Source organism: Clostridium intestinale DSM 6191 (genome assembly GCF_900130055.1).
GTDB lineage: Bacteria > Bacillota > Clostridia > Clostridiales > Clostridiaceae > Clostridium_T > Clostridium_T intestinale.
This window is the reverse complement of sequence record NZ_FQXU01000004.1, coordinates 155,611-176,670: the sequence shown is the minus strand read 5'-3', so window position 1 is coordinate 176,670 and position 21,060 is coordinate 155,611. Positions and strand designations below refer to the sequence as shown.

The 21,060-nt window shown below is 29.9% G+C and carries 28 protein-coding genes; 25 read left to right on the top strand and 3 right to left on the bottom strand.

Annotated elements, in window-relative coordinates:
- Positions 1-30 precede the first annotated feature (30 nt).
- The 12 genes from BUA92_RS04595 to BUA92_RS04545 all read left to right on the top strand — a co-directional run bounded on the left by BUA92_RS04595 (position 31) and on the right by BUA92_RS04545 (position 9,381).
- Entirely contained in the window at positions 31-594 is a 564-nt protein-coding gene (locus BUA92_RS04595) for a cysteine hydrolase family protein (RefSeq protein ID WP_073017208.1), read from the top strand.
- Between the two features lie 330 nt (positions 595-924).
- Positions 925-1,284, top strand: coding sequence for a helix-turn-helix domain-containing protein (locus BUA92_RS04590; RefSeq protein ID WP_073017206.1), 360 nt, complete (start codon positions 925-927; stop codon positions 1,282-1,284).
- Positions 1,285-1,312: 28 nt separating this feature from the next.
- Positions 1,313-2,584: an erythromycin esterase family protein gene (locus BUA92_RS04585; protein ID WP_242950058.1), complete on the top strand. Its 1,272-nt coding sequence runs from the start codon at positions 1,313-1,315 to the stop codon at positions 2,582-2,584.
- A gap of 84 nt (positions 2,585-2,668) precedes the next feature.
- Complete coding sequence (locus BUA92_RS04580) at positions 2,669-3,631, top strand: helix-turn-helix transcriptional regulator (protein ID WP_073017204.1); 963 nt, start codon at positions 2,669-2,671, stop codon at positions 3,629-3,631.
- A 95-nt stretch (positions 3,632-3,726) separates the two neighbouring features.
- Positions 3,727-4,353, top strand: coding sequence for a type 1 glutamine amidotransferase family protein (locus BUA92_RS04575; protein WP_073017201.1), 627 nt, complete (start codon positions 3,727-3,729; stop codon positions 4,351-4,353).
- A gap of 168 nt (positions 4,354-4,521) precedes the next feature.
- Complete coding sequence (locus BUA92_RS04570) at positions 4,522-5,142, top strand: hypothetical protein (RefSeq protein WP_073017199.1); 621 nt, start codon at positions 4,522-4,524, stop codon at positions 5,140-5,142.
- Positions 5,143-5,348: 206 nt separating this feature from the next.
- Complete coding sequence (locus BUA92_RS04565) at positions 5,349-5,804, top strand: GNAT family N-acetyltransferase (RefSeq protein WP_139259300.1); 456 nt, start codon at positions 5,349-5,351, stop codon at positions 5,802-5,804.
- A gap of 94 nt (positions 5,805-5,898) precedes the next feature.
- The gene (locus BUA92_RS23190; protein WP_175550855.1) at positions 5,899-6,063 is read left to right on the top strand and encodes a hypothetical protein; all 165 of its coding nucleotides are present in this window, start codon (positions 5,899-5,901) and stop codon (positions 6,061-6,063) included.
- A gap of 225 nt (positions 6,064-6,288) precedes the next feature.
- Positions 6,289-6,912 carry a hypothetical protein gene (locus BUA92_RS04560; RefSeq protein ID WP_073017195.1) on the top strand — a complete coding sequence of 208 codons (624 nt, stop codon included), beginning with the start codon at positions 6,289-6,291 and terminating at the stop codon, positions 6,910-6,912.
- An 85-nt stretch (positions 6,913-6,997) separates the two neighbouring features.
- On the top strand, positions 6,998-7,861 hold the full coding sequence (locus BUA92_RS04555; protein WP_073017192.1) for a MerR family transcriptional regulator: 864 nt from the start codon (positions 6,998-7,000) through the stop codon (positions 7,859-7,861).
- Between the two features lie 163 nt (positions 7,862-8,024).
- Positions 8,025-8,366: a PadR family transcriptional regulator gene (locus tag BUA92_RS04550; protein WP_073017190.1), complete on the top strand. Its 342-nt coding sequence runs from the start codon at positions 8,025-8,027 to the stop codon at positions 8,364-8,366.
- A 1-nt stretch (position 8,367) separates the two neighbouring features.
- On the top strand, positions 8,368-9,381 hold the full coding sequence (locus BUA92_RS04545; RefSeq protein WP_073017188.1) for an HAAS signaling domain-containing protein: 1,014 nt from the start codon (positions 8,368-8,370) through the stop codon (positions 9,379-9,381).
- Positions 9,382-9,406: 25 nt separating this feature from the next.
- On the opposite strand, the gene BUA92_RS04540 is transcribed toward BUA92_RS04545, so the two are convergent.
- Positions 9,407-9,982 (bottom strand): TetR/AcrR family transcriptional regulator, encoded by a 576-nt coding sequence (locus BUA92_RS04540; protein WP_073017185.1) that lies wholly within the window; start codon positions 9,980-9,982, stop codon positions 9,407-9,409.
- 141 nt (positions 9,983-10,123) lie between these two features.
- On the opposite strand from BUA92_RS04540, the gene BUA92_RS04535 reads away from it, so the two are divergent.
- The 4 genes from BUA92_RS04535 (at position 10,124) to BUA92_RS23820 (ending at position 13,864) form a co-directional block, all read left to right on the top strand.
- On the top strand, positions 10,124-11,524 hold the full coding sequence (locus tag BUA92_RS04535; protein ID WP_073017183.1) for an aldehyde dehydrogenase: 1,401 nt from the start codon (positions 10,124-10,126) through the stop codon (positions 11,522-11,524).
- 59 nt (positions 11,525-11,583) lie between these two features.
- Complete coding sequence (locus BUA92_RS04530) at positions 11,584-12,153, top strand: GNAT family N-acetyltransferase (RefSeq protein ID WP_073017181.1); 570 nt, start codon at positions 11,584-11,586, stop codon at positions 12,151-12,153.
- Between the two features lie 80 nt (positions 12,154-12,233).
- Positions 12,234-12,695 (top strand): spore coat protein, encoded by a 462-nt coding sequence (locus tag BUA92_RS04525; RefSeq protein ID WP_073017179.1) that lies wholly within the window; start codon positions 12,234-12,236, stop codon positions 12,693-12,695.
- A 155-nt stretch (positions 12,696-12,850) separates the two neighbouring features.
- Entirely contained in the window at positions 12,851-13,864 is a 1,014-nt protein-coding gene (locus BUA92_RS23820; protein WP_073017176.1) for a GNAT family N-acetyltransferase, read from the top strand.
- Positions 13,865-13,930: 66 nt separating this feature from the next.
- Here the strand turns inward: BUA92_RS23820 and BUA92_RS04515 are convergent, their stop codons facing one another.
- Positions 13,931-15,157 carry an MFS transporter gene (locus BUA92_RS04515; RefSeq protein WP_073017174.1) on the bottom strand — a complete coding sequence of 409 codons (1,227 nt, stop codon included), beginning with the start codon at positions 15,155-15,157 and terminating at the stop codon, positions 13,931-13,933.
- 88 nt (positions 15,158-15,245) lie between these two features.
- Positions 15,246-15,392, bottom strand: coding sequence for a hypothetical protein (locus BUA92_RS23185; RefSeq protein WP_175550848.1), 147 nt, complete (start codon positions 15,390-15,392; stop codon positions 15,246-15,248).
- Positions 15,393-15,518: 126 nt separating this feature from the next.
- Between BUA92_RS23185 and BUA92_RS04510 the strand changes: the two genes are divergently transcribed.
- The 9 genes from BUA92_RS04510 to dapF all read left to right on the top strand — a co-directional run bounded on the left by BUA92_RS04510 (position 15,519) and on the right by dapF (position 20,889).
- Positions 15,519-15,758: a PF20097 family protein gene (locus BUA92_RS04510; protein WP_073017172.1), complete on the top strand. Its 240-nt coding sequence runs from the start codon at positions 15,519-15,521 to the stop codon at positions 15,756-15,758.
- A 35-nt stretch (positions 15,759-15,793) separates the two neighbouring features.
- Complete coding sequence (locus tag BUA92_RS04505) at positions 15,794-16,456, top strand: 4Fe-4S double cluster binding domain-containing protein (RefSeq protein WP_073017169.1); 663 nt, start codon at positions 15,794-15,796, stop codon at positions 16,454-16,456.
- Between the two features lie 16 nt (positions 16,457-16,472).
- A complete protein-coding gene (locus BUA92_RS04500; protein ID WP_073017167.1) occupies positions 16,473-17,015 on the top strand; it encodes a GNAT family N-acetyltransferase in 543 nt (180 codons plus the stop codon).
- Positions 16,975-17,559 carry an NUDIX hydrolase gene (locus tag BUA92_RS04495; RefSeq protein WP_242950057.1) on the top strand — a complete coding sequence of 195 codons (585 nt, stop codon included), beginning with the start codon at positions 16,975-16,977 and terminating at the stop codon, positions 17,557-17,559. The genes BUA92_RS04500 and BUA92_RS04495 overlap by 41 nt, the downstream gene beginning before the upstream one ends.
- A gap of 23 nt (positions 17,560-17,582) precedes the next feature.
- Entirely contained in the window at positions 17,583-17,750 is a 168-nt protein-coding gene (locus BUA92_RS23180) for a hypothetical protein (RefSeq protein WP_175550854.1), read from the top strand.
- Between the two features lie 546 nt (positions 17,751-18,296).
- Positions 18,297-18,860 (top strand): GNAT family N-acetyltransferase, encoded by a 564-nt coding sequence (locus tag BUA92_RS04485; protein ID WP_073017161.1) that lies wholly within the window; start codon positions 18,297-18,299, stop codon positions 18,858-18,860.
- A gap of 30 nt (positions 18,861-18,890) precedes the next feature.
- Positions 18,891-19,343 carry an HIT family protein gene (locus BUA92_RS04480; RefSeq protein ID WP_073017158.1) on the top strand — a complete coding sequence of 151 codons (453 nt, stop codon included), beginning with the start codon at positions 18,891-18,893 and terminating at the stop codon, positions 19,341-19,343.
- A gap of 49 nt (positions 19,344-19,392) precedes the next feature.
- The gene (locus BUA92_RS04475; protein WP_073017156.1) at positions 19,393-19,950 is read left to right on the top strand and encodes an NUDIX hydrolase; all 558 of its coding nucleotides are present in this window, start codon (positions 19,393-19,395) and stop codon (positions 19,948-19,950) included.
- Positions 19,951-20,028: 78 nt separating this feature from the next.
- Complete coding sequence (gene dapF / locus BUA92_RS04470; RefSeq protein ID WP_073017153.1) at positions 20,029-20,889, top strand: diaminopimelate epimerase; 861 nt, start codon at positions 20,029-20,031, stop codon at positions 20,887-20,889.
- Positions 20,890-21,060: the final 171 nt, after the last annotated feature.

Below are 21,060 nucleotides of genomic sequence, written 5' to 3'. Positions count from 1 at the left end.
TATTTTTGTTAATGCAAGGGGGAGCCTAAATTGAGACCTGCTTTAGTAATAATAGATATGCAACAATGGTTTTTTAGAAGCGAAGAAAGAAGAGCACAATTACCAGAACTTATTTCATCAATAAATGAACTTATAGAGATGGCTAAAGAAAAAGAAATACCAATATATCAGGTTGTAACTATACATAAAAGTGATAGGTCTACTTGGAATATTGTTATGAAAAAACATAATATTGAGGTATTACTTGAAGGTAGTAAAGAAGCAGAATTATTACCTGATATCAAATTTGATAGTTCACAAGAAATTATTATAAAGACAAGGCAAAGTACATTTATAAGAACTAACTTTGAAGAAAAATTAAAAGAGCAAAGTGTAGATACTCTGATTTTATGTGGAGTTTTTACTCATGGGTGCGTTGGTAGAACAGCAATTGATGCATATGAGAGAGATTTTAATGTCATATTATCAAAGGATGCATCTTTTAGTCATGTAAAAAATCAAGAAGAAGTTATATTTGAAGTCATTGAACAGGAACAAGAACAATTAATAGCAACCAATAAAGAAATCAAGAAATTAATTGCAAGCATAAATTAATAATTAAATTTTAGACTTGTTATATAATAAATAGTTACTGTAAGACTTACAAATTAAATATAAAGTAACAATATAACGTATCATTCAAAATGATATACTCCCTTTTAGATACACAGATTAAAAAATAAAAGTCTGTTATTTAAAAGGGGGTATTTTTATCATTTTACATTCCAGATTAATTTAATGATTAAGTAAATAGGCCCATCAAATGTTTATAAAAAAGTGCTGTTTTTTACCTGTGCAACCGAAGCGCAACTGAAAATATCGTAATAGTTGATGGTGGCAACCACAGAATATCGATAAAATAAATCCAAGAAAGGAGTGGTTAGTATGAAACTTGATTTTTTAGGAGGAGCTATTTTTGGTGGCATACTTCTTATTGGGCTGGCAGTATTAATAACTTTTATCAGTGTAGGTATATTTATTATAAGAGCATTAATTAAATATATCAAAGCAGGAGATGTTAGAAAAGAAAAGTCAAGCATCAAAAAATCTCTTGGTCAAGTTTTAAAACAGCATCGAGAGGAATGTAATATGACCCAAGAATTTGTTGCAGAGGCAATCGGTGTAAGCAGACAAGCGGTATCTAAATGGGAGAATGGAACATCTGATCCAAGTACATCTAATTTAATTACACTTGCAAAATTATTCAAAATCTCTGCGGAAGAACTATTACACGAGGTGCAATAAACAGGATGTTGAAAAATTAATATTAAACATGAAAGGAAATATAGTTATGAAAAAAAGAACAAAACGCTCTAAGATAAGGTCTATAATATTGGGACTACTAGGAGTAATTGTTTTAGTAGCAGTTATATTTATGCGTTTCGGTGGCTTTAGTACAGGAAAAAATATAAATCCAGAAGAATTTGCAAAATATGCACAATCAGTTGATAATATCAAAATACCAGAAAATTCAAAAATAATAGCTTTAGGAGAGGCTACACACGGGAATGTAGAATTTCAACAGCTTAAGCTTGATGTATTCAGAAAAATGGTAGAAGATTATGGCGTAAGAGCATTTGCGATTGAGGGAGACTATGGTGGTAGTGAGAAAGTAAATAGCTATATACATGGAGGTGAAGGTACAGCTCAAGAAGCAGTATCAGCTATTGGTTTTGCCATATATCGCACGGAGGAGATGGCTGAACTTATTTCTTATATGAGACAATATAATGACAACGCTGCAAATGGTGAGGATTTGCGCTTTTACGGTTTTGATATGCAAAGATATGCATATAGCTTTCAATTTTTAATGGAAGCTTGCAAGGAATTTAGTGTAGACACAAAAAACATGGAAAAACTTATGGAGGGTGAAGAATGGAGTAGTGAGTATGACTACCCTGCACGAATGGAAATAATAACTCAGGTTAAAACTGAGCTTGAGGGCAAAAAAAACTCTGCAGAGGCAGTACACTTTGCAGATATGTTATTACAATACTGTGAGTTCCAATTGGAATCCAACACAGATGCTGGAACATTAAGAGATGAATTTATGGCTGACAATGTTAGGTGGATATTACAACAAGAGCAACAAATTGGATTCCAGCGTATCTTTATTTCAGGTCATAACGGTCATGTGGCTAAATGGGGTAGCTTTAATTCAATGGGCAAGCTGCTCTCAAATGAAACAGACAATGGTTACTATGTAATAGGTACAGATTTTTATAGAACTCGTTGTAATATGCCAACACGTTCTCCTAAAAAGCGTACAAATCAAGTGTTTTATTCTCATAATCCATTGGCTAAAACAGCAAAGATGGCCGGTCTTGATGTTTGTTGGTTGGACTTTTCACATGTTCCTGAAAATTCCGAACTATCCCAGTTAATTTCACAATACACCTATATGGGTACTCTTGGAGAAAGCTATTCTTGGTTTATGCGTCTTCTTCCTCCAAGTTACAGAATGTTTCAACCTCCTGCTGAACTTTATGATAGTATGATATTTGTAGCAGATGCAAAACCAACTAAAATAATCACAGAAAAATGAGTCACAGTTGATTTTATAATAAGAAATGTTATAAGTTTTAGAAAACAATAAAATTTAATGGTTAAACAGATTAGGGGGAACATTATGCCTAAAAATGATAATATGCTAGCAATTTTATGGATGCTTAATTCAGGTACAAAAATAACTGCAAAACAAATATCTGAAAGGTTAGAAATAAACATACGATCAGTTTATCGTTATATTGATGCACTATGTGTTAGTGGAGTGCCAATAATATCGGAACCTGGTCATAACGGCGGATATAGTTTGCTTAATGATTTTATCCAAGCACCTCTGTTTTTTGATATTGAAGAGAAAAAATCACTTTTGCATGCTGCTGTTTTTGCAATGGAATCAGGATATCCTTTTACGGAATCACTAAATAATGCAACATCAAAGTTAAAGATGTTTTCAAATCAAAAGCAAGAAAAAGTTCTAAGTCGTCATTTAGTTGGGTTTGAAGTAGTGAGCCGTATTTGTGATCCAGCTGTAAAACCTATATTAATGGAACTAGAGCAAGCTGTTGCAAATGAATGCTCCATGGAAATTGAATATCGTACAGGATATGAAGGGCATCCTAAAAATAGGGTTATTGACCCCTATGGGCTACTTTACTGGAACAATAAATGGTACGTTGTTGCATTTTGTCATCTTAGAAATGAAATTCGTAACTTTAGAGTAGATAGAATAATGAATATTTTAAACACTAAAAATACATTTAAGCGACCTGAAGCTTTTTCTGCACGTGAGTTTTTTACAGAAAGCTTATTATCGGATATAGAAAGTAAAGCAGGACTTTGTACTTTAGTGATTGAGGGCAAGACAGAAGCATTAAATGACCTAAGTGAACATTGGTTTTTAGGATATCATCTAATAAAACAAACTGAATGCAGTTTGATTTTTCTGATGGATGAATACTCAATCCATAACTATGTTCCTCATATTATACTTCCATATGGTAAAGCAATAAAGGTGATTGAACCAAATAGTTTTAAAGCTGCTATGGCATCAATTCTTAAAGATTTGCTTGAATATTATCTCAACTGACTAAGTTTGTCAGTAGAGATAATATATAATTGATTAAGATGGAGCTTCATCCTCTGATAAATAGAACTAAGAAAACGAAAGTGGAGGAATAGAAAATGAAAAACAAAGTATATCTTTATGTATTTGATACAATGGCAGACTGGGAAGTAGGTTATTTAAATGCTGAAATTAATTCGGGAAGATACTACAAAAAGGGAGTAAGGCCTCTAAAAATAGTAACTGTAGGAATTAACAAAAACCCTATTACTACAATGGGCGGTTTAGAAATATTGCCAGAAATTGAACTAAAGAATTGTAATATTGAAGAGACAGTTGCTTTGATTTTACCTGGTGGTAATACATGGACGGAAGCAATTCATGCTCCCATTATAAAAATGGCTGAAGAATGTTTAGAGAAAGGTATTGTTGTAGGAGCGATTTGTGGTGCAACAATTGGACTTGCTATGAAAGGAATATTGAATAAGCGAGCTCATACAAGCAATGACCTGGGATATCTTAAAATGGTCTGTCCAAGCTATTTAGGAGAAGAATATTATAAGCAGGAATGTGCAGTAACTGATGGAAGTTTGATTACTGCCTCTGGAATAGCTCCTCTTGAATTTACTTTTCATATATTGAAAATTCTAGAGGTATTTTCACCACAAACCTTAAATCCTTGGTACAATCTTTATAAAACTCAAGATTCAAAATATTTCTTTGAGTTGATGAGCTCTATTCAATAGTTGAAAAATGAGTAATTAGGTGTAAAAAAGTACAACTTATCTTGAAATTAAGTTTTAAGTAGTTAATTATAATAGCTGAATATGGTATAATTACCATTAACTAAATTACAATTAATAAAATATAATCATTTGATGTGTTTTTTATTTGAAATGGGGATGAGAAGTTAAATGAATAGAAAAAGTATAGCTTATACAGGTATTAGTTTATGTTCAGCATTTATTTTAGTTACATTCATGTTGGTTGTAACAAGTTCAAAAATTTGGTTAACTGCTTTTGAAGTTATTACAATGATCTCTGGGGTATTTATGGTACTATTAATATTATTTTTACCATCAAGTGAAAATGAAGTAACAAAACCATACAGAATAGTATCGGTAGTTTTTGTAACTGGAAATATGATACTTACAAATGTTACTCATTTTGTAAACCTTGCAGTAACTGAGAAGCTGATAAAATCAGGAATAAATATACCTGATTATTTTCAAATTGGTAAGTGGCCTTCAATAGAAATGGCTATCGATTATTTAGCATGGGGAATGTTTATGGGGCTAGCATTTTTGGCATCATTTATGTTTATACCCAAGGAGAAAGGTTATAAAAATCTGAAGTATACATTACTTATATGTGGAATTTTATGTGTATCAGGATTTCTTGGAGCAATGATTAATGAGAACTTGTGGTATTTAGCCCCAATGGGATACGGAGTTGGAACCATAGTTATTTGTATTGAGTTACTTGTGATTGAAAAAATAAGTAAAGATAGTATTATGACTATAAAATCAAGTTAATTTAATTAGTCATTTTCTTTTAGTTGACCAACTATAAAAATGAATAATAACCTTAAACACCATATTATTCAGAGATGAATTTTGAGGTGTTTTTTAGTTTATACTGCAAAAATATTGTAATGAAAAATTGCTGTTCTGAAAGTTGGATAAATATGATATAATTGTAAATTATCATGAAGATTAGGTTTACAATAGGGGTGATTAAGGTGAATATAAAGAGAGCGGACTTAGAAGAGCTTGAAGTAGTGAAGCATATAGTGCATACCACAATAAAAGAAATATATCCACATTATTATCCAAGAGGAGTAGTAAAATTTTTTCTGAATCATCATTCTGAGAATAATATTCAAAAAGCCATTGAAACAGAAATTGTTCTATTACTTAATGTTGATGGAACAATCGTAGGTACTGGAAGTGTTCATAAGAATGAAATAAATAGAGTATTTGTATTACCTAAGTTCCAAGGGTTAGGTTATGGCACTAAACTTTTAGAAGATATAATAGAAAAAGATTATTCTAAGATTATTTTAGATTCTTCATTACCTGCTTATAATCTATATCATAAACATGGATATTTGCCAGTTAAATATGAAAAGATTATAACATCAAATAAAGATGTACTTTGTTTTCATACTATGGAAAAACTATCAAAAGGCCCATGATACAACATGACAAATAAGAGGTTCATGAAAATTAAGAAAAAGTATAGCTTATGAAGGTATTAGTTTATGTTCATTATTTATTTTAGTTACATTTATGTTACTATTAATATTATTTTTACCATCAAGTGAAAATGGATTAGCAAAACCATACAGAATAGTATCGATAGTTTTTGTAACTGGAAATACTATACTTACAAATGTTACTTATTTTGTAAATATAGCTATTTGTATTGAGTTACTTGTAATTGAAAAAATATGAAGTAAGTGGTTATTTGAAAATTGAAAAGTATGGCAAGATTTTATTTATAAGAATACATTTGCTTTAAGTTACAGAAGTTTATTATTTAATAAAGGAAAGGATGAGACTTAAATGTAAAGTTATAATAATGCTGTATTTATTATTAAAATGAGTTTACTGTATTTTTCTTTCGTAATACAAAATTAATAGGTGTAATCTATGGAAAGGTAAAGTAATGGTGATTAGATGAACTCGAAGCTTATAGAAATACTATTTTATTTAGGTAAGTTTGAGGATTTTGAATATGCTTACAGGTATATAGAGGATTATTCAGAAGAATTAGATACATATACAATGGACGAGCTGGATGAAATATCTACAGAAGTTCAGGAAAGGACTTCTGTGGTTATTAAATATATAATATTTAAAGATATTAATGAAATAGAGTTAAGAAACAGAATACTAAAAGAAAAAGAAAACATTTATGTAGATAAGTATATAGTATGCTTTTTGGTGTTAAATAAAAATATATGGGATATTTTCTTATATCCTAGTGAGTTGCTTTTATCTTCAATTAGTAAAGATAGTTTTGAGGCTATTTTGAGTATATTTAAAGGTACTCTTAAAGATTATAATATTAATAATAAGTTACTAGAGATAGGAGAGGATTTAGAGGAATTATTATATAGAAATGCAGAAAAGCTTATTAATCTTAAAAAAGCTAATAAAACAATTTTGCAAAAGATTATCAATATAATAAAGAGGAAAGAATACATAATTGAAGATACTGAAAAACCATATAGTAAGCTGGTTAAAAATGTAGATATAAATGATTTTTTAAACAATGGTAAAAATAATAATAAACATTAAATAGTAAGCTTAAATTTAAAGATTCCCAAAATCCCTTGACTATCCCCTTAGGTGTTAGGTTAAAGTTAAACCAGAGGTGATGAGAATGTTAATAAAAGAAGTATCAAAAGAAACTGGATTAACGAAAAAAGCTATAGAATATTACTCTGAACATGGACTAGTAGATCCAAAAGTTTTAGAAAATGGATATAGAGATTTTTTAGGGGAAGATGTTGAGAAGCTTAGAAAAATTTCTCTATACAGAAAATTAGGATTAAATATATCTGATATAAAAGCTATTTTAAACAATCCAAGTTTTTTAACTGATATCGTTCATAGAAGATCATTAGAATTAGATAGACAACAAGAGAAACAAGAGGTGTTAAAAAAATTAAGTGATGGAAGTAAGCTTGAAGATGTCGAGAGAGAAATAAACCTTATCACAGCAAAAGCAACTATTTTAGAGAAGCTTTTAGATATGTTTCCAAGTTATTATGGAAGATTTTTTAGCATGAACTTTTCTTATTATCTTAATTGTACAATAGAAACAGAAGAGCAAAAGGGAGCTTTTGAGGAAATAATAGAGTTTTTAGATAACAGTCCTAGTTTAGTGTTTCCTAAGGAGCTACAGGAGTATTTAGATGAGTATGCAAGCTATCTTAGTTCAAAAGATATAACAAAAATTATAAAAGCAAAAGAAGAAAATATAATAAACTATGAAGAGTTTATGGAAAATAATAAGGAGATATTAAACCAATATATTGAGTATAAAAAGACAGATGAATTTAAAAATTCACCAGCAAATAAACTGGCAGAGCTTACTAAAGAATTTTGTAAGACAAGTGGTTATTATGATAAGTTTATCCCTGCAATGAGAAGATTAAGTTCAGAATACAACAAATATCAAGAAAGATTATCTGAAGTTAATGAAAAGTTTATTAAGGACTATCCAGAAATAAAAAATTGGTAGTAGAAGGTGCATGAGTTCCGAGATGTTGGAGTTGGAACTTAGGCACTTTTTTATTTACAAGAAAGTTGTTTATATTATACTTAGCTCAATATAAAAATAAATTCAATATTAATGAATTGACAATAGTGTACGATATACAGTATAATAAATTTGAGGTGATTACATGGATTCAATAGATGAACTTATGGCTTCACTACTTGTTGAACTTAGAAGAGGGACATTAGTGCTTTCAGTACTTAGTCAGCTTGATAGTCCAGAGTATGGTTATTCTCTTGTTCAGAAACTTGAGGAAAAAAATTCTCCAATAGATTCAGGAACATTATATCCACTACTTAGAAGACTAGAAAAACAAAAACTTTTAACTAGTGAATGGGATACAACAGAAAGTCGTCCAAGAAAGTTTTATGTTTTAAGTAATGAAGGAAAAGAAGTATATAAGCGTTTAAAAAATGAATGGAAACTTATTTCTAGTCAATTAGATATATTGCTGAAAGGGGGGGATTAAAATGAATTTGATTGATCGTTATGTTTATGCTGTAACTGAAAATTTGAAGGAAGATATAAAAGAAGATGTAAGCAGGGAACTTCGCACAAATATAGAGGATATGCTACCAGATGAGCCAACAGAAAATAATGTGAGAGAAGTTCTTGAAAAGTTAGGAAATCCTAAGAAGCTTGCAAGTGAATATGGTGATAGTAAGAGATATTTGATAGGACCAGAACTTTATGATAATTATATCTATGTTCTTAAACTTGTTACGGGAATTGTTACTGTAGTAGTTGTATGTTCTGCACTTTTAGGATTAATATTTTCACTATCATCTGATGAAGGAGTGTTAGAACGTGTTGTTGGAATTTTTACAAGTGTAATTTCAGCAGGTATAGGAGGAGCAATTCAAGGAGCAGCATGGGTTACAATTGTATTTGTTATTTTAGAGAGAACAGGAACAATAAATGTAAACTATGGAAAAGGAACTGGGCTTAAGAATAAATGGTCAGTAAATGATTTGCCAGAGATTCCTGTAGGGGGTAAAGGAAAAATTTCACGTGGAGAAACTGTATTTTCAATGATATTCACAGTTATATTTACTGCTTTAATATACACAAATGCTCATCTTATAGGTATTTATACTACTTCAGAAGGTGGATTTACTCTTTCTGAATCATTGTTTAATGATGAGCGTTTAAAGTTCTATATGCCTATGTTTTTAATAGTTGCATTATTTCAGTTTGGTGTTTATGTTTGGAAATTTGTTGCTGGAAGATGGAATACCCCACTTGCAATAGTAAATACAATATTTAATGTTGCCTCTTGTATATTGATGTATGTAATGGTAAAGGATTCAACATTAATTAATGAAGGCTTCGTGAATAAATTAATGAGTTCTGTTGAAGTTGCAAGTTCTAATATCACGATAGCATGGGAAAAAGGCATAAATATTTTTATAGCAATCTTTATTTTGATTGCTTTATGGGACAGTATAAGTGGATTTTTAAAATCTAAGAATTTATTAAAATAAATAAGAAAACAGCAGTTTCATTTAATTATGGAGCTGCTGTTTTTATAATTTCATAAATAGAAGGGTTTATAGAACCAATCACAAGATCAGCAAGTTCTTCTGGAGTTTCTTTAAAACCATTTTCCATCCAATGAGTTTTTACCTGAACAAGTCCACCAAATAGGAAATATTTTACGTATTCAACTTCAGCATCAGATTTTCCATGTAAGTTCATGATGGATTTATCAAAATAATCGCTCATGAAAGGATAATAAAAGTCCATAATATTGTAGTTTAGTTTACACTTAGTAACTAGCAGCAAAAAATCCTTGGTTTTATGCCAATAATCAAAATAAGTTATGAAGATATTTCGTATATTTTTTTCAGCCATTTTATCTATTTCATCAAAACAGTCTTTATATAATTTACTTACATATTCATATAGTACATTTTCTTTTGATTCAAAGTTTCTATAAAAAGTTTGACGTGTTAAGTCAGCTTTGTTTATTATTTCAGTAATTGTGATTTTATCAAAATTTTTTTCCTTCATTAAAGCTAATAGGGATTCAGTAATCCAAGCTTTAGATTTTAGAGCAGTTATGTTTGTTGTTTCCTTCTTCATAAACTGTTACATTCCTCTCATTTTGTATAACTTAAGTTTAAGATATTGACCAGAGAATGATAGTAGTATATTATATTCTCAAATAAGTTACAAGTGTAACATTTTTGATGTTTATTATGGGTTGTATGAAGGGAGAATATTATGAGTATAAATGAATTAAGTGCTAAAGATGTTGAGGTTATTTTGGAAGAACAAAAGAGATATTTCCATAGTCAAGCTACAAAAGATTTGGATTTTAGAATAAATCAGTTAAGACTATTAAAAAAGGCAATAAAAGAATATGAGAAGCAAATACTAGAGGCTTTAAATATAGATCTTGGAAAACATAAAAATGAAGGGTACATGACTGAGGTTGGTTTTGTTTATCACAGTATAGATTTAACCATAAAAAATATCAAAAAATGGGCTAAACCAGAAAGAAGAAAAACCCCTTTTTATTTAATGCCAGGAAGAAGTTATATATTAAGTGAGCCTTATGGTTCAGTATTAATAATAGGACCTTATAATTATCCATTTCAACTGCTTGTTGAACCTTTAATAGGTGCATTATCAGCTGGTAATACAGCAGTTTTAAAACCATCTGAAATGACTCCAAATGTTTCAAGAGTAGTAAAGGAACTTATTAAAACTACTTTTGACAAAAAGTATGTAGAATGTGTAGAAGGTGGAATAGAGACAAACACTTCGCTTATAAATGGGAAGTTTGACTATATATTCTTTACTGGAAGTGTTCCTGTAGGAAAAATTGTTATGGAGGCAGCGGCTAAAAATCTTACTCCAGTGACCTTAGAGCTTGGAGGAAAAAGTCCAGTTATTGTAGACGAAAGTGCTAATATAAAAGAAGCAGCAAGAAGAATCATATGGGGAAAAACAACTAATGCTGGGCAGACTTGTATAGCACCTGATTATGTTTTAGTTCACGAAACAGTAAAAAATAAGCTTATTGAAGAAATGAAAACTGCTATTAGAAGTTTTTATGGAGATGACATAGAGAATAATGATTCCTTTGGGAAAATTATAAATGAGAGACACTTTAATCGTATAAAAAACATGATTGATAAGGATAAAGCAGGTATTGTATTTGGTGGAAATTATAATGAAACAGCAAGATATATTGAACCTACTTTAATAGAAATATCCTCCTTAGATGCAGCAAGTATGCAGGAAGAAATATTTGGACCAGTGCTTCCTATTATGACTTATGGAGACTTAAATGATGCAATAAAGCAAATATTAAATGCCCCTAAACCTTTAGCCCTATATCTTTTCACAACTAATAAAGCGGTTGAAAATAAAGTTTTAAGTGAGATAAGTTCTGGAAATGCCTGCATTAATGATACAATTATGCATACAGCTAATCCTTATCTTCCTTTTGGTGGTGTTGGTAATGCTGGAATAGGCGCATATCATGGAAAAGATAGTTTCATTACATTTTCACATAGAAAAGGTGTACTAAAGAAACCATCAGGATTTGGGACATCTCTTATGTATCCATCATATACTGAAAAACAGTTGAACCTAGTTAAGAAGATTTTTAAATAGTGGATAAAGATGGTACAATAGCTATATCGATTTTAAATATCAGAATAGGGGGTATAACAGTGAAACATTTAGGAACGGTAGAATTAGAAACAGAAAGATTGATATTAAGAAGGATTAAGAGTTCAGATGCAAAGCCTATGTTTGATAACTGGGCAAGTGATGATGAAGTTACAAAGTACTTAACTTGGCCAACTCATAGTTCAGTTGATATATCTAAAGATGTAATATCAGAATGGATTCAGAATTATTCAGATAATAAGTTTTATCAGTGGGGAATTGCTTTGAAAGATAATGTTGATGAACCTATAGGAAGTATCAGTGTTGTTCATATGGATGATGATATTGACATGGTACATATTGGGTACTGCATAGGTAGAAAGTGGTGGCATCAAGGTGTAACATCAGAAGCTTTTAAAGAGGTTATTAGATTTCTCATTGAAGAAGTTGGAGCTAAACGTATTGAATCACGTCATGATTCTAATAATCCAAACTCAGGAAAAGTGATGCTTAAATGTGGCTTACAATATGAAGGTACATTAAGAAATTCTGATATAAACAATCAAGGTATATGTAATTCCGTTATGTATGGACTTTTGGCTGAAGATTATTATAAGGAAAAAAGCAACTAGGGGGAAGTACTATCTATCTAGTAAAACTTTATGTATGGAAAAAGAAAAGTTGCACAAAATAAAACAGGAGGTGTTTTATTATGCAAATAACTTTAAGCCAAAAAGAAAGACTGTTACTAGAAGATCTAAAGAGCCATGAGGAAATCTGTATCCTGAAATATTCAAACTATGCGAATCAAGCACAGGATACTCAATTAAAGCAGCTTTGTAAAAATAATGAGCAAATTGAGAGAACTCACTTAGATACCATTAATCAACTTTTAAATGGTACTGTTCCTCAAATGAATCAACAGCAAAATCAAAATTCTACTCAAACTCCAGAAGTAGCAAAGCAAACTCAAAGCAATATATCTGATAAAGATATATGTTCAGATTTATTAATGGCTGAAAAATATGTATCAGGGACCTATGATACAGCAATATTTGAATTTAAGGATACAGAGGTTCGTGATGTACTAAACCATATACAAAAAGAAGAACAAAAACACGGTGAATCTATATTTAAGTATATGGAAAGCAAAGGTATGTACAACGTTCAATAAAATTAGATATCATTAAAAGCACAAGAAAGTTTGGATTAAAAGTCTAAACTTTCTTGTGCTTTTATATAAAGAAGAATTATACTCCTTAATTAAAGAAATGGTATAATATACATATTGTTGAATAATGAAGAGACTATCTTATTGGGGGATTGATAATGAAACATCTAGGAACAGTACAATTAGTAACAGAAAGATTGATATTAAGAAGATTTAATATATCAGATACACAAGCTATATTTGATAACTGGGCGAAGGATGATGAAGTAACAAAGTATCTGATGTGGTCTGCACATACTTCAATTGAAGTTACTAAAAGTCTTCAAGAAAGACGAATGGAACATTACATAAATGACAAGTTCTATCAGTGGGCAATCATATTAAAAGAAAATGGAGATGCGCCAATAGGAATCATCAGCATGGTTGATATGGAAGAGGAATTTGATATGATGCAAATTGGCTATACTATAGGGAGAAAATGGTGGAATCAAGGAATAACGTCAGAAGCATTTAAAGAAGTTATCAGATTTCTTATTGAAGAAGTTGGAGTTAAGCGAATTGAATCACGTCATGATCCAAGAAATCCAAATTCGGGAAAAGTAATGCTTAAATGTGGATTGCAATACGAAGGTACCTTGCGTAAAGCTGATAGAAATAACCAAGGAATTTGTGACACTTCTGTGTATGGGCTTTTAGCTGAGGATTATTATAAGGGGTTAATGAAGATTGTAAAGAAAGACCCAAACCACAGTGATTCGATATTATTAATGGAGGAATTATCTGAAACTTTGGCAAAAATAACAGGAGATAGTGGTGAAAAATCCTTTGATCCTAAAGATGTTTGTGTACCACATTCATTATTTGTTGTTGCATATGACCGTGAAGAAAAGGTAGTAGGTTGTGGTGCATTTAGACCAATCAATGAAGATGTGGCTGAAGTTAAAAGGATGTTTTCAAAAGAAAAATCGAAAGGTGTTGGAGGAAAAATTTTATCTTATTTAGAAAAAGAAGCCTATAACATGGGTTATTCAAAGCTTTGGCTTGAAACTAGAATAATAAATGAAAGAGCTGTAGAATTTTATAAAAAAAGAGGGTACCATCAAATATCTAATTATGGAAAGTATGTAGAAAATGAAAAAGCAATTTGCTTTGAGAAGATAATAAAAATCTAGAGCAGCTATTTAGTTAGGGGTAAGAAGTAGAACTTATATGAAGAATTCTACTTCTTATCCTTTTTATTAAACTTTATTAATATTCATTATGTTTTTTACACTTAACAAACGTGATGTATATAAAAATAGAATAAAAAAGATTATATAATCAACAAGTATTATTAAATTAATTTTAACTATTTCAGCTAACAAACCGGCAATAACCATACCAGCAGGCATTAATGCTGAGGATAAAGTTCTCTGAAAGGCAAAGGCTTTTGATCTCATATTATCAGGTACGGTAACTTGTATACTAGATTGAGTTAATGAATTATTTACTGCAAGACAAAATCCATTTATAAAAAACAATACAGAAATCAAATAGAAATTAGTAGTCAGAGAATAAAAAATCATTGTAAGAGATATGATTACTCCGCTTAAAATAAAAAACTTGAATCTTTTTTCTATTTTTATATCAATTGCAGATAAAAGTGAAAATCCTAAAAACATTCCAGCACCATTAATAGCCATAGAAACTCCATATAAACCTAAACCTAGATTGATGTTTTCTTTAAATAATGGCAAAGTTAAAGTCATGGACATAGATGCAACAAAGTTACAAAAGCAAGTTAAAATATATATGTACCTTAATCCTTTTGATTTACTGATAAAAAGCAAACCATCTTTTAAATCTTGAAAAAAGTTAACCTTTTTTGATTTGATTTCTATTTTAGGTACCATCATAAACATCTCAGAAACTGCTGATATTAAAAAACTAAATCCATTTAACAAAAAGGATATAGGAGCTCCAACAATTTGTACCAAGAAACCACCAAAAGCATTTCCCATCATGCCATCGCTTGTACTAATTAATGAAACTACTGAATTAGCTTTTAAAAGTTTAGATTTCGGAACAATATCAGGCAAAATAGAATTGATAGTGGGATTAAAAAAACATCCACAAATCCCTACAATAATGCCAGTTGAAACTACCATCCAAAGTTGTAAAAGGTCTAACTTAGCCAATATACCTGTAAAAAGTAAAGTCATGGCACAAATCATGTCACAAGAAATTAAGATGATTTTTCTATTATGCCTATCAATAAAGGTTCCAGCAAAAGGTGATATCACTATCCTAGGTACAACTGAAATCGCCATAAATAATCCCATAATGGCAGTTGAACCTGTTTTGCTAAGAATCCAAACTCTAAGAGCTATGTCATAGATATTATCTCCAAAAATTGAAAACAACTGTCCTTGTAATAATAATATAAAGTTTTTATTCCATAAAGGTTCCTTGTTTATAGTTTTCATTGTTATTTCCCCCTAGTACTTTGTAATTAAGTTCGTGCATTAAAGAGCTTCATAAAAAAATAGCAGTCTCCATTTTTTTATGAAGCTGCTATTGTTTATTTCTTTCTTTTTCATATATGTAGATATCAAGAGCTCTTATTCCTCTATGAGCAAGTTTTATAAATAAGATAAATGAGTAAATTCCCAGAGCAAATATGGGTATGTAGAATAAAAGTAATACAAGTCCACGAGCCATAAAGCCACCTCCTATAAGTTTCATAAAATAATTATAACATATAACTTGGTACATATGTTAATGTTTATGTAATAATATGATTTAAATGGTATAATATTCATATAAGCAAGTGTAGGAGATGGTTATATGGTACAGTGTCCATATTGTAAAAGAGACATGAAAAAGGGTTTTGTAGAAGGCGATGGAAGAAACGATTTAATATGGGTGGAGGAATCTGAGAAAAGGAATTTTCTTGATAATATGCTTGGGAAAAAGTGTGTAATGTTAGCAAAAAGGGAAATATGGGTAAGGAGTAGCGTTGATGCTTACTACTGTGAAGATTGTAAGAAAGTAATAATTGATGTGCCTGATAATGAAGAAGAGTAGTAATTTAATAGTTTCAATAAAAAAGGTGAAGGCTTATGGATAACTTTTATAAAGAGTTAGTAGAACTTTTTGAAGAGAATTCTGATATAGTATGGGGCATTTCAAATATTGATTTCAGTGAATATAAAAAGTTTTATAAATGCTCATTAGTTATGGCAATACCACATAAAGAAATCATAGAAATAAGCAATTATAAGGAAGAAAAGTTTGAAAAGTTGATAGACGAAGCTAGAAACAGAATTAATGTAATTTTAGAAGATATCAAGGAAATATTAGGAAAATATAAAATTAAATACTATGTACCACCAGTTGCTCAATCAAGTGAAGAAACACTTATTGCACAATTTTCATTTAAGTTTGCGGCTGTTAATGTTGGCCTTGGATGGATTGGGAAAAATGGAGTTTTGATAACAGAAAAATATGGTCCAAGAGTAAGACTTTCCTCAATACTTATAGATTATGATCTTCCTGTTGGTACGCCTATAACTAAAAGCAAATGTCCAGAGGGCTGTAATTTATGTGTAGATATTTGTCCGTATAATGCTTTAATTGGACATACTTGGAACATAAATTCTAAACGTAATGAATTGGTTAATTATAAGTTGTGCAATGAAAAAAGAAGCCTTTATATAAAAACACATAATAGAAAAAATTCCTGCGGATTATGTATGGTTGTATGTCCTGTTGGGACAAAATAAGAATGGAGTAAATATTATGAGAATAGAAACAAATCAAATAAAAATAAGAGATTTTGAAAGGAAGGATGCAGATAATCTTTATAGGATCGTTAGAGAAAAAGATATTCTTAGATTTATGCCTGATTGGGCAGAAAATGGAGCTTCCCCTAAAGAGTATTTTGAATATATTGATTGGCATCAAACTCAAAAGGATTCAACAGATATTTATGAAAATAAAAGATATGTAATAGCATTACATGATACTGACGAAATGATCGGAATGGTAGGCATGGGGCTCGAAGATACATTAAATGAGATTGAGATAGCTTATTTTATGAGTGAAAAACATAAAAATAAAGGATATACAAAAGAAGCTGTAGAAGCTTTAGTAGAATGGTGCTTCAAGGTATCAGATGTCAACTACCTTATTCTGACTATTGATTGTGCCAATATCCCTTCATGTAATCTTGCAGAGAAATGTGGTTTTGAATTATTTGAGAAAAGAACACCCATAGGACATAGGCAACCGAATATGGAAAGTGATAGCTATTTTTATTATAGAAAATACAGAACTTTGTAGGCAGGTGAAAATAGTGCTTTTTAACTATACATTAGGAATCAAAGAGGAATATGAAAAGACAAAAACAAATTATAGGAAAGCTGTAAGAGCAGTTATTTTAAAAGATGATAATATTCTCTTGGTACATACAAACAAAGGTGATTTTAAATTTCCTGGTGGAGGAATGAACAAAGAAGAAAGTCAAGAGCAAACATTAATAAGAGAAGTTAAGGAAGAAACTGGATATATAGTAGGAGATGTAAAAGAAAAAATTGGAGTTTTTATAGAAAGAAGTTTAGATAGATATAGAAAAGACTTTGTTTTTGAGATGATTTCTACTTATTATTTATGTGAATTAACTGATGGCATAGCTGATCAAGAATTAGATGACTATGAAATTGAGTTAGGATTTAAACCTATTTGGATAAATCTTAATGAGGCAATTCATGTAAATGAGGAAATAATTAAAAATGATAGTTTAGATATAAATAAATGGATATATAGAGAAACCAAGGCTTTAAAGGCTGTTAGTGAAAACTATGATAGTTTGATTAAAGGTAAATAAGTTAGATGAAGATGGGGGATTATATGTTTATTGGAGGCTGGTCTATTTTATTTGGAATATTTATTTTTTCGTTTTTATATTCAATTTATAAGATTGTCAATAAAGAAAAAGGTAGTATTCTTTGGATTATAATAACATCAGTGGTTGCTATGTTTTTATTTAATATTGTTTATGTTATTAATGGACTATAGGGAAATGATTAATTTAGAATTGTTGAAGATCGTATCTAAATATTAAAGAATTTGCTTAAAAAACAAAAAGTAATATATCCAAATATCATTAGTATTATTAATATAGATATATATAATCTCTTTTTAACTGGTTTTAATCTTAAGTGATATATAAAACCAAAAAAAAGAGCAATTAAAGCAAAGTATAGGCCAAATAATAAATATTTATATAGAGTAAATACACCAGTCATATTTTTATGTAGAGAAAAGTTTTGATAATAGAGAGAATATTGATTTTTTCCAAAAATAAAAAATATGGTGAATATGATTAACGGGATAATTACTAAAGTAAATGCTTTTATTAATTTATCATTCATAAAGATACTCCTATAATTTTTAATACTTGTTTTTCTATAAGAATTTTAAGTGCAAGCCCTAGATATTCTAAGTTTGTGATATATATAGTATATCAATAGAAATATAGACAATTCAAGCAAGGGGTTTAACTACTTTTGATTATTTTGAGTTATTAATAAAATTTAGATTTATTTACGTAAGGAGAAAACCATGGATAAAACAAAGTTATTTTCAGAGTTTCCACTTATTAAAACAAGTGAAATAACTCTTAGAAAGATAGAAAAAACTGATTTAGAAGAGCTTTATTTAATATATAGTAATGAGAATTTATTTAAATATAGACCAGGCTCTGCAAAAAAGAATAAAGCTACAGTTGAAAATATGATTACACATTTTGAAAGAGATTTTGGTAAAAAGAAAACCATATTTCTTGGAATTTGTAGTAATGAAAATACGGAAAGAATCATTGGAGTTGGAGAAATATTTGATTTTGATGATAAGGTAAATATGGCTACCATTGGATATACTTTAAATGAGGAATATTGGGGACATGGATTTGCAACTAAGGCAGTGGAGGCAATGAAGGATTATTTAATAAATGTAATTGGAATTAATAGAGTACAAGCTTTTGTTATGCCTGAGAATATTAAATCTAAAAATGTATTAGAAAGAAGTGGCTTTACAAAAGAGGGAACTATAAGACAAGGAACAGTTTGGACAGGTCAAGGAGTAGTTGATTTAGATTTATATTCATTTTTAAAATCTGATTTTTAAAATAGATTTTTATTTAATGGAGGGATAGATATGGGATGCTTAATTTGTGAGAGAATTGAAATGATAAAAGAAAATAGGAATCCGTATTTTGTTATGGAGCTAGAAACTGGTTATGTGGTTATAGGAGACCATCAACATTTTAAAGGGTATACATTATTTTTATGTAAACAACATGTTAGTGAATTACATGAATTGCCTAAAGATTTTAGAGTTAAGTATCTCGAAGAAATGAGCATTGTTGCAGAAGCGGCATATAATGCATTTAAACCTGAAAAGATGAATTATGAATTACTTGGAAATGGAGATTCTCATGTTCATTGGCATCTATTTCCTAGAGTTGCAGGAGATACACCTAAAAAGGGACCTGTATGGTGGCTGCCAAGGGAAGAGATGTATGATGATTCAAAGCGTATAAAGGGCGATGAACTTAGGAACATGGTAGAAAAGTTAGAGAAGGAACTTAAGAATTTACTATCAAAATAAAGCTTGCTTTAATATAATGGTATTCTCAATAATTTAAGGGAGAAAGTACATGGAAAACTTTGAATGGGAGATATTAAAATCTGAACATATTGTTAAGGATAGATGGATTTCTCTACGTGCAGATACCTGTAGAATGCCAAGCGGAAAGATAGTGGAACCCTATTATGTGTTTGAATATCCGGCTTGGGTAAATGTTGTTGCAATAACTAAAGAAAAAGAAGTTGTACTAGTTAAGCAATATAGACATGGAGCTCAAAAAACTCTCTTAGAGTTGCCATCAGGAGGGGTTGAGGTAACAGATAAGGCACCAGTTGATGCAATAAAAAGAGAATTAATGGAGGAAACAGGATATACAGCTAAGGAGTTTGTTCATACTTGTACTATTTCTGCTAATCCCGCAAACCATACTAATCTTACTTATTGCTTTCTAGCTTTAGATGCAGAATTAACCTCAGATACTCATTTAGATGATACAGAACAAATAGAGGTTGTTTTAAAACCTTTAGATGATGTAATCTATGACCTTAAGGAGAATAAATTTTTACAAGCTTTGAATGTTACAGCTTTATTTCATGCATTGATGCATATTAATATGATAAAATTTTAATATAGGTACGTAACACCGTATTATTTAAAAAATTTTACGGTGTTTTATATTATAAATGTAGATTGGGGAGAACTTGATATGAACAATTTTGTGAAAACACATGGATTAGGAAATGAATACATAGTTTTAGATGAAGAAAATATAAGTTTTAAGTTAACTGAAGAAGCAATACAAAGAATATGCAACGTGAATTTTGGAATAGGATCAGATGGAATTTTACTTAAAGTGAAATCAGTTAAAGCAGATTTTGGTTTAAAGATTTTTAATCCTGATGGTTCAGAAGCAGAAAAAAGCGGAAATGGTCTAAGAATATTTTGCAAATATGTTTATGATTATGGATTTACTAGTAATAAGGACTTCACAGTTGAGACAAAAGGTGGCATAGTTAGGGCTAATATAGTTGGAGAAACTTCAAATAAAAAGGCTAAGAGGATATCAGTTGATATGGGTAAGGCAAATTTTAATTCTAAAGAAATTCCTACAAGTTTTATTATGGAAGAAGTAGTAGGAGAAAAGTTAGAAGTTGATGATAAGGAATATGAAGTAAACTGTGTATCTATGGGAAATCCTCATTGTGTAATCATTAAAGATAATTTAGATATAGATGAGATAAAAACCTATGGTAAGCTTATACAAAATCATGAGATGTTTCCTAATAGAACTAATGTCCAGTTTGCAAAAGTTTTATCAAGAAATGAAGCTGAAATTCTTATATGGGAAAGAGGAGCAGGTTTTACATTAGCATCAGGAAGTTCTTCCTGTGCAGTAGCTAGTGTTTTAAAAAAGAAAAATCTAGTTGATAATGAAATAAAGATAAAAATGTTGGGGGGAGCGCTTATTATTGAAATAGATGATGAGTGGAATGTAAGAATGACAGGGGAAGTTAGACAAATAGCAGAAGGTGTTTTAAGTGATGAACTTATTGAGGATTTTAGTTGATTTATTTGAGGAGCACTCTATTATTCAGAAATGGATTATAGGGTGTTTTTCTATATTGACTGTAATTATATTTTAAAAAGACTAAAGTAATAACATGAATTAAATGGTATAATATCCATATTATATATGAAAAATTAGAAGTGTAAATCATTATTTTGTGAAGGGGTGATG